This is a genomic window from Escherichia sp. E1V33, from assembly GCF_004211955.1.
GTDB lineage: Bacteria > Pseudomonadota > Gammaproteobacteria > Enterobacterales > Enterobacteriaceae > Escherichia.
Map to the genome: position 1 here is coordinate 16,264 of NZ_RHJI01000035.1, position 9,966 is coordinate 26,229.

Below are 9,966 nucleotides of genomic sequence, written 5' to 3' on the forward strand. Positions count from 1 at the left end.
CTACCTTAGAACTGAAGGCCAGCTTCACGGGCAGCATCTGCCAGTGCCTGGACACGACCATGATATTGGAACCCGGAACGGTCAAAGGATACATCTTTGATGCCTTTTTCCAGAGCGCGTTCAGCGACAGCTTTACCCACAGCTGCAGCCGCGTCTTTGTTACCGGTGTACTTCAGTTGTTCAGCGATAGCTTTTTCTACAGTAGAAGCAGCTACCAGAACTTCAGAACCGTTCGGTGCAATTACCTGTGCGTAAATGTGACGCGGGGTACGATGTACCACCAGGCGAGTTGCGCCCAGCTCCTGGAGCTTGCGGCGTGCGCGGGTCGCACGACGGATACGAGCAGATTTCTTATCCATAGTGTTACCTTACTTCTTCTTAGCCTCTTTGGTACGCACGACTTCGTCGGCGTAACGAACACCCTTGCCTTTGTAAGGCTCAGGACGACGGTAGGCGCGCAGATCCGCTGCAACCTGGCCGATCATCTGCTTATCAGCGCCTTTCAGCACGATTTCAGTCTGAGTCGGACATTCAGCAGTGATACCCGCAGGCAGCTGATGGTCAACAGGATGAGAGAAACCCAGAGACAGGTTAATCACATTGCCTTTAACCGCTGCACGGTAACCTACACCAACCAGCTGCAGCTTCTTAGTGAAGCCTTCGGTAACACCGATAACCATTGAGTTCAGCAGGGCACGCGCGGTACCAGCCTGAGCCCAACCGTCTGCGTAACCATCACGCGGACCGAAGGTCAGGGTATTATCTGCATGTTTAACTTCAACAGCATCGTTGAGAGTACGAGTCAGCTCGCCGTTTTTACCTTTGATCGTAATAACCTGACCGTTGATTTTTACATCAACGCCGGCAGGAACAACGACCGGTGCTTTAGCAACACGAGACATTTTTTCCTCCGATTAGGCTACGTAGCAGATAATTTCGCCACCAAGACCAGCCTGGCGCGCTGCACGATCAGTCATAACACCTTTAGAGGTAGAAACAACTGCGATACCCAGACCCGCCATAACTTTCGGCAGCTCATCTTTACGTTTATAGATGCGCAGACCTGGGCGGCTGACACGCTGAATGCTTTCTACAACAGCTTTGCCCTGGAAATACTTCAGAGTAAGTTCCAGTTCAGGCTTGGTGTCGCCTTCAACTTTAAAATCTTCAATAAAACCTTCTTCCTTCAGCACGTTGGCGATTGCCACTTTCAGCTTGGAGGAAGGCATGGTGACCGCAGCTTTGTTCGCGGCCTGACCGTTACGGATACGGGTCAGCATATCCGCGATCGGATCTTGCATGCTCATCTGTCTTTACTCCCGTGATTCAATTGGTGACAATTACCAGCTAGCCTTTTTCAGACCCGGGATTTCACCGCGCATAGCGGCTTCACGGACCTTAATACGGCTCAACCCGAACTTCCGCAGGAAACCATGCGGACGACCTGTTTGACGGCAGCGGTTACGCTGACGAGACGGGCTGGAATCACGCGGCAGAGTCTGCAGCTTGAGAACAGCATTCCAACGATCTTCGTCGGAAGCGTTCACATCAGAGATGATCGCTTTCAGTTCAGCGCGTTTCGCGAAGTATTTATCAGCTAAAGCTACGCGTTTTACTTCGCGTGCTTTCATTGATTGCTTAGCCATTTAGTAACCCTACCTTACTTGCGGAACGGGAAGTCAAAGGCAGCCAGCAGAGCGCGGCCTTCTTCGTCAGATTTCGCAGTAGTGGTAATGGTAATATCCAAACCACGAACGCGGTCGACTTTATCGTAGTCGATTTCTGGGAAGATGATCTGCTCACGGACACCCATGCTGTAGTTACCACGACCGTCGAAAGACTTAGCGGACAAGCCACGGAAGTCACGGATACGCGGTACAGCAATAGTGATCAGGCGCTCAAAGAACTCCCACATGCGTTCGCCACGCAGAGTTACTTTACAGCCGATCGGATAGCCCTGACGGATTTTGAAGCCTGCAACAGATTTGCGTGCTTTGGTGATCAGCGGTTTTTGACCGGAGATTGCTGCCAGGTCTGCTGCTGCGTTATCCAGCAGTTTTTTGTCAGCGATCGCTTCACCAACACCCATGTTCAGGGTGATCTTCTCGACCCGAGGGACTTGCATGACAGAATTGTAGTTAAACTCAGTCATGAGTTTTTTAACTACTTCGTCTTTGTAGTAATCATGCAGTTTCGCCATCGTACTACTCCAAATTACTTGATAGTTTCGCTGTTAGACTTGAAGAAACGGACTTTTTTACCGTCTTCGAATCTAAAGCCTACACGGTCAGCCTTGCCGGTTGCCGCATTGAAGATTGCTACGTTGGAAACCTGAATAGCGGCTTCTTTTTCAACGATGCCACCCGGTTGGTTCAGGGCCGGAACCGGCTTCTGATGTTTCTTAACCAGGTTGATACCTTCAACAATGACCTTGCCGGAAGACAGGACATTCTTAACTTTACCGCGTTTACCTTTATCTTTACCGGTTAACACGATAACTTCGTCATCACGACGGATTTTCGCTGCCATGATTCGCTCCTTAGAGTACTTCTGGTGCCAGAGAGATAATTTTCATGAACTTCTCACTACGAAGCTCACGAGTTACCGGCCCAAAAATACGCGTACCGATAGGCTGCTCGCTGTTGTTGTTCAGAAGAACACAAGCATTACCATCGAAGCGAATGACAGAACCGTCCGGGCGACGAACACCCTTCTTGGTGCGCACCACTACCGCCTTCAGCACATCACCTTTTTTGACCTTACCACGCGGAATTGCTTCTTTGATGGTGATCTTGATGATGTCGCCTACGCCTGCGTAGCGACGGTGCGAGCCACCCAGAACCTTGATACACATTACGCGACGTGCACCGGAGTTGTCGGCGACGTTCAGCATAGTCTGTTCTTGGATCATTTTAGTGCTCCGCTAATGTCAACTACTACTGAGACCCGAAAATCAGGTCGTTAAAAATCCCCATATCGAGGGCGCGGCATTATAACACCGCTTCAAGGATATGGGTAGAAAAAATAAACGGCTCATTTCTGAGCCGTTTATTCGTATCGAGAGAGTGTACTGTATTACAGAACCGCTTTCTCTACAACGCGAACCAGCGTCCAGGATTTAGTCTTGGACAGCGGACGGCATTCGCGGATTTCAACCACGTCACCGATACCGCATTCGTTGTTCTCGTCATGTACGTGCAGTTTGGTCGTACGCTTGATGAATTTACCGTAGATCGGGTGTTTCACAAAACGTTCGATAGCAACAACAATGGATTTCTCCATTTTGTCGCTAACAACGCGACCTTGCAGAGTACGGATTTTATCGGTCATTACGCACCCGCCTTCTCGTTCAGTAAAGTCTTAACGCGTGCGACATCGCGACGCACTTGCTTCAACAGGTGAGACTGTTGCAGCTGGCCACTTGCAGCCTGCATACGCAGGTTGAACTGCTCACGCAGCAGGTTCAGCAGCTCGGTGTTCAGCTCTTCAACGCTCTTCTCACGCAGCTCTTTTGCTTTCATTACATCACCGTCTTAGTTACAAAGGTGGTTTTAATCGGCAGTTTCGCTGCTGCCAGCTTGAATGCTTCACGGGCCAGCTCTTCCGGAACACCGTCCATTTCATACAGGACTTTACCCGGCTGAATCAAGGCAACCCAATACTCCACGTTACCTTTACCTTTACCCATACGCACTGCCAGCGGCTTTTCAGTGATCGGTTTGTCCGGGAACACACGGATCCAGATCTTACCTTGACGCTTAACTGCACGGGTCATAGCACGACGTGCTGCTTCGATCTGACGTGCAGTCAGACGACCACGGCCAACAGCTTTCAGACCGAAGCTGCCGAAGCTAACATCCGTACCCTGCGCCAGACCGCGGTTACGGCCTTTGTGCATTTTACGGAATTTTGTACGCTTTGGTTGTAACATCAGCGACGCTCCTTATTTACGGCCTTTACGCTGCTGCTTTTTAGGCTGAGCAGCCGGTTTTTCCGGTTGTTCAACAGCAGCCATACCACCCAGGATCTCGCCTTTGAAGATCCACACTTTAACGCCGATTACACCGTAAGTGGTGTGCGCTTCAGAGGTGTTGTAGTCGATGTCAGCACGCAGAGTGTGCAGCGGTACGCGACCTTCGCGGTACCATTCTGTACGTGCGATTTCCGCGCCGCCCAGACGGCCGCTAACTTCAACTTTGATACCTTTAGCGCCCAGACGCATTGCGTTCTGTACAGCACGCTTCATAGCACGACGGAACATAACGCGACGTTCCAGCTGAGAAGTGATGCTGTCAGCAACCAGTTTTGCGTCCAGTTCAGGCTTACGAACTTCGGCGATGTTGATCTGTGCAGGAACGCCAGCGATGTCCGCTACGACCTTACGCAGTTTTTCTACGTCTTCACCTTTCTTACCGATAACGATACCCGGGCGAGCAGTGTGAATGGTTACACGGATGCTCTTAGCCGGACGCTCGATAACGATACGAGATACGGACGCTTTAGCCAGTTCCTTAGTCAGGTACTGACGTACTTTAAAATCGCTGTCCAGGTTGTCAGCGAATTCTTTGGTGTTCGCAAACCAGGTAGAGTTCCATGGTTTTACAATACCCAGGCGAATACCATTAGGATGTACTTTCTGACCCATTGCTAGTCTCCAGAGTCTCAGCGATCGGACACAACCACAGTGATGTGGCTGGTGCGCTTCAGGATGCGATCTGCACGACCTTTTGCACGCGGCATAATGCGCTTCATGCTCGGGCCTTCGTCTACGAAAATTTTCGTAACTTTCAGATCGTCAATGTCAGCGCCATCGTTGTGTTCAGCGTTAGCAATGGCAGATTCCAGAACCTTCTTGACCAGTACAGCCGCTTTCTTGTTGGTGTAGGTCAGAATATCCAGAGCCTGCGACACTTTCTTACCGCGAATCAGGTCAGCAACAAGGCGAACCTTCTGAGCAGAAGAACGAGCATGGCGATGTTTAGCGATAGTTTCCATCTCTTCCTCCTACCTTATTTCTTTTTCGCTTTTTTATCAGCAGCGTGGCCGCGATAAGTACGAGTCGGTGCGAATTCACCCAGTTTGTGACCGACCATTTCGTCGGTTACAAATACCGGAACGTGCTGACGACCATTATGGACAGCGATGGTCAAACCGATCATGTTAGGAAAGATCGTTGAACGACGGGACCAAGTGCGCAGGGGCTTCTTGTCTCCGCTTTCCACCGCTTTCTCTACCTTCTTCAGCAAGTGCAGGTCAATAAAAGGACCTTTCTTGAGAGAACGTGGCATGGCTTATCCTCTAAAATTATTTGCTACGGCGACGTACGATGAATTTATCAGTACGCTTGTTGCTGCGGGTCTTCTTACCTTTGGTCTGAACGCCCCACGGAGTTACCGGGTGCTTACCAAAGTTACGACCTTCACCACCACCATGTGGGTGGTCTACCGGGTTCATCGCGGTACCGCGAACGGTCGGACGAACACCACGCCAGCGTGCAGCACCTGCTTTACCCAGAACGCGCAGCATATGCTCAGCATTGCCAACTTCGCCCAGAGTTGCACGGCAGTCTGCTTCGACTTTACGCATTTCACCAGAACGCAGACGCAGGGTGACATAAGCACCGTCACGAGCAACGATCTGAACGTAAGTACCAGCGGAACGTGCCAGCTGACCGCCTTTACCTGGTTTCATTTCTACGTTGTGTACAGTAGAACCAACCGGGATGTTGCGCATCGGCAGGGTGTTACCTGGTTTGATTGCAGCATCAACGCCAGACTGAATCTGGTCGCCAGCTTTCAGGCCTTTAGGGGCCAGGATGTAACGGCGCTCACCGTCTTTGTACAGAACCAGCGCGATGTTCGCGGAACGGTTCGGATCGTACTCAAGACGTTCAACAACTGCCGGGATACCGTCTTTGTTGCGTTTGAAGTCAACAATACGGTAAGCCTGCTTGTGGCCACCACCGATATGACGAGTGGTGATACGGCCATTGTTGTTACGACCACCGGATTTGCTGTTTTTTTCCAGCAACGGAGCAAAAGGTTTGCCCTTGTGCAGCTCAGGGTTAACCACTTTAACAACGTGGCGACGACCCGGAGATGTCGGTTTACATTTAACAACTGCCATTGTATTACTCCTCCGACTTACTCAGCGCCGCCAACGAAGTCCAGATTCTGGCCTTCTTTCAGGGTGACGTAAGCTTTTTTCCAGTCGCTACGACGACCGATACGCTGTCCGTGACGTTTAACTTTCCCTTTAACTACCAGGGTGTTAACGACTTCGACTTCGACTTCAAACAGTTTCTGCACAGCAGCTTTGATTTCTGCTTTGGTCGCGTCTTTAGCAACTTTGAGTACGATGGTGTTGGTTTTTTCCATCGCAGTAGACGCTTTTTCAGAAACGTGCGGTGCACGCAGCACCTTCAGCAGACGTTCTTCACGAATCATGCCAGCATCTCCTCAACTTGCTTAACAGCATCAGCAGTCATTACGACTTTGTCGAAGGCGATCAGGCTAACCGGGTCGATACCAGTTGCATCGCGTACGTCAACCTTGTGCAGGTTGCGCGCAGCCAGGAACAGGTTTTCGTCCAGCTCACCGGTGATGATCAGCACATCTTCCAGAGCCATGTCTTTCAGTTTCTGTGCCAGCAGCTTGGTTTTCGGTGCTTCTACAGAGAACTTCTCGACAACGATCAGACGATCCTGACGTACCAGTTCGGACAGGATGCTTTTCAGCGCGCCGCGGTACATCTTCTTGTTAACTTTTTGACTGTGGTCCTGCGGACGAGCAGCGAAGGTCACGCCACCAGAACGCCAAATCGGGCTCTTGATAGAACCAGAACGCGCACGGCCGGTGCCTTTCTGGCGCCACGGTTTTTTACCGGAACCAGTTACTTCAGCACGAGTCTTCTGAGCACGAGTACCCTGACGAGCACCGGCTGCATAAGCAACAACAACCTGGTGAACCAGCGCTTCGTTGAAATCACGACCGAAGGTAGTTTCGGAAACAGTCAGCGCGCTCTGCGCGTCTTTCAATACTAATTCCATTGCTATCTCCTTACGCCTTCACAGCTGGTTTAACGATCAGGTCGCTACCGGTTGCACCCGGGACAGCACCTTTAACCAGCAGCAGGTTGCGCTCAGCGTCAACGCGTACTACGTCAAGGCTCTGAACGGTTACACGTTCGTTACCCATCTGACCTGCCATTTTCTTGCCTTTGAACACTTTGCCCGGAGTCTGGTTCTGACCGATAGAACCCGGAACGCGGTGAGACAAGGAGTTACCGTGAGTAGCGTCCTGGGTACGGAAGTTCCAGCGCTTAACGGTACCTGCGAAACCTTTACCTTTAGAGGTGCCAGTTACGTCAACTTTTTTAACGTCAGCAAACAGTTCAACGCTAATGCTCTGACCTACAGTGAACTCTTCGCCTTCAGCCAGGCGGAATTCCCACAGACCACGGCCAGCTTCTACGCCAGCTTTAGCGAAGTGGCCAGCTTCAGGCTTGGTCACACGGTTAGCTTTTTTAGCACCGGTGGTTACCTGAATAGCACGGTAGCCATCGTTAGCCAGGTCTTTAACCTGAGTAACGCGGTTTGCTTCAACTTCGATTACGGTTACTGGGATAGAAACGCCGTCTTCTGTGAAGATACGGGTCATACCCACTTTTTTACCGACTAAACCAATCATTGTTTCAACCTCTCAATCGCTCAATGACCTGATTAACCCAGGCTGATCTGCACGTCTACACCGGCAGCCAGATCCAGACGCATCAGAGCATCAACGGTTTTCTCGGTTGGCTCAACGATGTCAACCAGACGCAAGTGAGTACGGATTTCGTACTGATCGCGCGCGTCTTTGTTGACGTGCGGAGAGATCAGAACAGTGAAGCGCTCTTTGCGTGTCGGCAGCGGGATCGGACCACGGACCTGCGCACCAGTGCGCTTGGCAGTCTCGACGATTTCCGCGGTTGCTTGATCGATCAGACGATGATCAAACGCTTTCAGGCGGATACGGATTCTTTGGTTCTGCATGAGACCAGAGCTCCAATTATTTTATAAACGAAAATGATTACTCCTCAGACCCATTACGATTGATGGGAGAGTGTAACCGTTCTTACGTAGCCCCCCGATTGGGAGCATTGTTAGGTAGCCAAATTCGGCTAACTGAGGTTCAGATTGAACCTGCTGTCAACTACGACAAGCCCGCGCATTATACGCAAATCTGAGCCTGACGCAAGCATCGGGTAGAAATTAATCGCAACGCGCAGATTGCGAGCTGCATTCCACGAAATTTATAAGGTTGTGAAGATAGCGTTTTTCACCGGAATCAGGTTAACAAATCAGCGATTTCTCTGTTGCTGAGCATCCGGAGTTATTCGATGGTGATACTCCAATTACAGAGGATGTTTTATGGACGCTACCCTTCCCTTTCTGATTTTGTACGCTTGTTTATCTGCCCTACTTTTTTTCTGGGATGCAAAGCATGGCTTGTTACCTGACAGATTTACCTGCCCGTTACTCTGGTCAGGTCTTTTGTTCTATCAGGTTTGTCACCCTGACGGTTTAGCCGATGCGTTATGGGGGGCGATTATTGGTTACGGCACATTCGCTGTCATTTACTGGGGGTATCGCATACTGCGTCATAGAGAAGGATTAGGCTATGGTGATGTGAAGTTTCTCGCCGCCCTTGGCGCCTGGCATACATGGGCCTTCTTGCCACGGCTGGTTTTCCTTGCAGCCTCATTCGCTTGCGGAGCCGTAGTTATTGGTTTGCTCATGAGAGGAAAAGAGTCATTAAAAAACCCGCTGCCTTTTGGCCCATTTCTGGCGGCTGCGGGTTTCGTTGTAGGCTGGGATAGTCTGCTGGCAGGCCGTTAATCTTTAACTTTAATTTGTGATTGCAGGTAATTTTGTAGGCCGATTTTACCGATGAGATCCAGTTCAGTTTCGAGCCAGTCAATATGACCTTCTTCATCGGCAAGGATCTCGATCATCATATCGCGGCTAACATAGTCATGAACGCTGTCGGCATAAGCGATAGCCTCACGGAGATCCTTCGCGCCTTCCAGCTCTAATCGCAGGTCGGATTGCAGCATCTCTTCGACATCTTCACCAATCCCGAGTTTGCCTAAATCCTGTAAGTTGGGGATTCCTTCTAAAAACAAAATACGCTCGATATATTTATCAGCGTGTTTCATCTCATCGATGGATTCATGGTATTCGACGTCATTGAGACGCATCAAGCCCCAGTTTTTAAACATCCGGGCATGGAGAAAATACTGATTGATTGCGACAAGCTCATTTCCCAATAGTTTATTGAGATAATTTATGATTTTAACATCACCTTTCATTTTATAGTCCCTCCGCTTCCACTATTAGAGCGTAGATGGGGCTAGCGGGATGTCAAAAAATAAGCGTGGGCTTCAGGCAATCTCTTTAAATTCTGGCATCTGCATCAACTCGTCCTGCATCACTTCGCGCGCGGCGCGAATGCACTTACCGCATTGATTTCCCACAGGAATAAACTTGCGTAATTGTTGGAAAGACTGAGGATGAAACTGACGAACTGCCTGGCGAATTTTTTTGTCACTTACACCATTACACAAACAAACGTACATGATTACTCCCGTTCAAATTCTGCGCAAAGTGTAAATGAGAATAGTTATGATTACAATAGCACAGTTTTATTTGCGCCACAGTTCAGCGAGCCAAATTACGACTAAATATTTCGAACTCAAATTACGGACAGCAAAAAGGGCGCCGAAGCGCCCTTTTTAATTCAAAACTAATTAACGAGTAATTAGCTCAGAACTTTAGCAACAACGCCCGCGCCAACGGTACGGCCGCCTTCACGGATTGCGAAACGCAGACCGTCGTCCATCGCGATCGGGTGGATCAGGGTAACAACCATTTTGATGTTGTCGCCCGGCATTACCATCTCTACACCTTCCGGCAGTTCGATGGTA

General features: G+C 50.1%; 21 protein-coding genes and 1 pseudogene. 1 reads left to right on the forward strand and 21 read right to left on the reverse strand.

Translation table 11 applies throughout. The features are described 5' to 3' along the window. Nucleotides 1-5: 5 nt before the first annotated feature. The 18 genes from rplR to rpsJ form a co-directional block, all read right to left on the reverse strand. Nucleotides 6-359, reverse strand: a complete 354-nt coding sequence (gene rplR / locus D9742_RS22445; protein ID WP_000358960.1) for a 50S ribosomal protein L18 — start codon at nt 357-359, stop codon at nt 6-8. 9 nt (nt 360-368) lie between these two features. After that, a complete protein-coding gene (rplF, locus tag D9742_RS22450) occupies nt 369-902 on the reverse strand; it encodes a 50S ribosomal protein L6 (protein WP_064524927.1) in 534 nt (177 codons plus the stop codon). Nucleotides 903-914: 12 nt separating this feature from the next. Then, nucleotides 915-1,307, reverse strand: coding sequence for a 30S ribosomal protein S8 (gene rpsH, locus D9742_RS22455; RefSeq protein ID WP_000062611.1), 393 nt, complete (start codon nt 1,305-1,307; stop codon nt 915-917). Between the two features lie 33 nt (nt 1,308-1,340). Next, the gene (rpsN, locus tag D9742_RS22460; RefSeq protein ID WP_001118930.1) at nt 1,341-1,646 is read right to left on the reverse strand and encodes a 30S ribosomal protein S14; all 306 of its coding nucleotides are present in this window, start codon (nt 1,644-1,646) and stop codon (nt 1,341-1,343) included. Nucleotides 1,647-1,660: 14 nt separating this feature from the next. Continuing rightward, on the reverse strand, nt 1,661-2,200 hold the full coding sequence (rplE, locus tag D9742_RS22465; protein ID WP_001096200.1) for a 50S ribosomal protein L5: 540 nt from the start codon (nt 2,198-2,200) through the stop codon (nt 1,661-1,663). Nucleotides 2,201-2,214: 14 nt separating this feature from the next. After that, nucleotides 2,215-2,529 (reverse strand): 50S ribosomal protein L24, encoded by a 315-nt coding sequence (gene rplX, locus D9742_RS22470; RefSeq protein ID WP_000729185.1) that lies wholly within the window; start codon nt 2,527-2,529, stop codon nt 2,215-2,217. Nucleotides 2,530-2,539: 10 nt separating this feature from the next. Continuing rightward, nucleotides 2,540-2,911 carry a 50S ribosomal protein L14 gene (gene rplN / locus D9742_RS22475; RefSeq protein ID WP_000613955.1) on the reverse strand — a complete coding sequence of 124 codons (372 nt, stop codon included), beginning with the start codon at nt 2,909-2,911 and terminating at the stop codon, nt 2,540-2,542. 164 nt (nt 2,912-3,075) lie between these two features. Next, nucleotides 3,076-3,330 carry a 30S ribosomal protein S17 gene (gene rpsQ, locus D9742_RS22480; RefSeq protein ID WP_000130100.1) on the reverse strand — a complete coding sequence of 85 codons (255 nt, stop codon included), beginning with the start codon at nt 3,328-3,330 and terminating at the stop codon, nt 3,076-3,078. After that, the gene (gene rpmC, locus D9742_RS22485) at nt 3,330-3,521 is read right to left on the reverse strand and encodes a 50S ribosomal protein L29 (RefSeq protein WP_000644741.1); all 192 of its coding nucleotides are present in this window, start codon (nt 3,519-3,521) and stop codon (nt 3,330-3,332) included. The genes rpsQ and rpmC overlap by 1 nt, the downstream gene beginning before the upstream one ends. After that, nucleotides 3,521-3,931, reverse strand: a complete 411-nt coding sequence (rplP, locus tag D9742_RS22490) for a 50S ribosomal protein L16 (protein ID WP_000941212.1) — start codon at nt 3,929-3,931, stop codon at nt 3,521-3,523. The genes rpmC and rplP overlap by 1 nt, the downstream gene beginning before the upstream one ends. Nucleotides 3,932-3,943: 12 nt before the next feature. Next, nucleotides 3,944-4,645 (reverse strand): 30S ribosomal protein S3, encoded by a 702-nt coding sequence (rpsC, locus tag D9742_RS22495; protein ID WP_000529945.1) that lies wholly within the window; start codon nt 4,643-4,645, stop codon nt 3,944-3,946. Between the two features lie 17 nt (nt 4,646-4,662). Continuing rightward, complete coding sequence (gene rplV, locus D9742_RS22500; RefSeq protein WP_000447529.1) at nt 4,663-4,995, reverse strand: 50S ribosomal protein L22; 333 nt, start codon at nt 4,993-4,995, stop codon at nt 4,663-4,665. Between the two features lie 14 nt (nt 4,996-5,009). Beyond that, nucleotides 5,010-5,288, reverse strand: coding sequence for a 30S ribosomal protein S19 (gene rpsS, locus D9742_RS22505; protein ID WP_001138117.1), 279 nt, complete (start codon nt 5,286-5,288; stop codon nt 5,010-5,012). A 16-nt stretch (nt 5,289-5,304) separates the two neighbouring features. Continuing rightward, nucleotides 5,305-6,126: a 50S ribosomal protein L2 gene (gene rplB / locus D9742_RS22510; RefSeq protein ID WP_000301864.1), complete on the reverse strand. Its 822-nt coding sequence runs from the start codon at nt 6,124-6,126 to the stop codon at nt 5,305-5,307. Nucleotides 6,127-6,143: 17 nt separating this feature from the next. After that, complete coding sequence (gene rplW / locus D9742_RS22515) at nt 6,144-6,446, reverse strand: 50S ribosomal protein L23 (RefSeq protein ID WP_000617546.1); 303 nt, start codon at nt 6,444-6,446, stop codon at nt 6,144-6,146. After that, on the reverse strand, nt 6,443-7,048 hold the full coding sequence (gene rplD / locus D9742_RS22520; protein WP_000424395.1) for a 50S ribosomal protein L4: 606 nt from the start codon (nt 7,046-7,048) through the stop codon (nt 6,443-6,445). Before rplD ends, rplW begins: the two co-directional genes overlap by 4 nt. Nucleotides 7,049-7,058: 10 nt before the next feature. Further along, nucleotides 7,059-7,688: a 50S ribosomal protein L3 gene (gene rplC / locus D9742_RS22525; protein ID WP_000579833.1), complete on the reverse strand. Its 630-nt coding sequence runs from the start codon at nt 7,686-7,688 to the stop codon at nt 7,059-7,061. A 32-nt stretch (nt 7,689-7,720) separates the two neighbouring features. After that, nucleotides 7,721-8,032: a 30S ribosomal protein S10 gene (gene rpsJ, locus D9742_RS22530; protein WP_001181004.1), complete on the reverse strand. Its 312-nt coding sequence runs from the start codon at nt 8,030-8,032 to the stop codon at nt 7,721-7,723. Nucleotides 8,033-8,410: 378 nt separating this feature from the next. On the opposite strand from rpsJ, the gene D9742_RS22535 reads away from it, so the two are divergent. Continuing rightward, the gene (locus D9742_RS22535; RefSeq protein ID WP_130238295.1) at nt 8,411-8,878 is read left to right on the forward strand and encodes an A24 family peptidase; all 468 of its coding nucleotides are present in this window, start codon (nt 8,411-8,413) and stop codon (nt 8,876-8,878) included. Here the strand turns inward: D9742_RS22535 and bfr are convergent. From bfr to tuf, 3 genes and pseudogenes are all read right to left on the reverse strand, one after another. Next, nucleotides 8,875-9,351, reverse strand: a complete 477-nt coding sequence (gene bfr / locus D9742_RS22540) for a bacterioferritin (RefSeq protein ID WP_000675515.1) — start codon at nt 9,349-9,351, stop codon at nt 8,875-8,877. The genes D9742_RS22535 and bfr overlap by 4 nt on opposite strands. A gap of 72 nt (nt 9,352-9,423) precedes the next feature. Then, complete coding sequence (bfd, locus tag D9742_RS22545) at nt 9,424-9,618, reverse strand: bacterioferritin-associated ferredoxin (protein WP_000289090.1); 195 nt, start codon at nt 9,616-9,618, stop codon at nt 9,424-9,426. A gap of 182 nt (nt 9,619-9,800) precedes the next feature. Next, nucleotides 9,801-9,966: pseudogene (gene tuf / locus D9742_RS22550) on the reverse strand (elongation factor Tu); the annotation flags it as partial.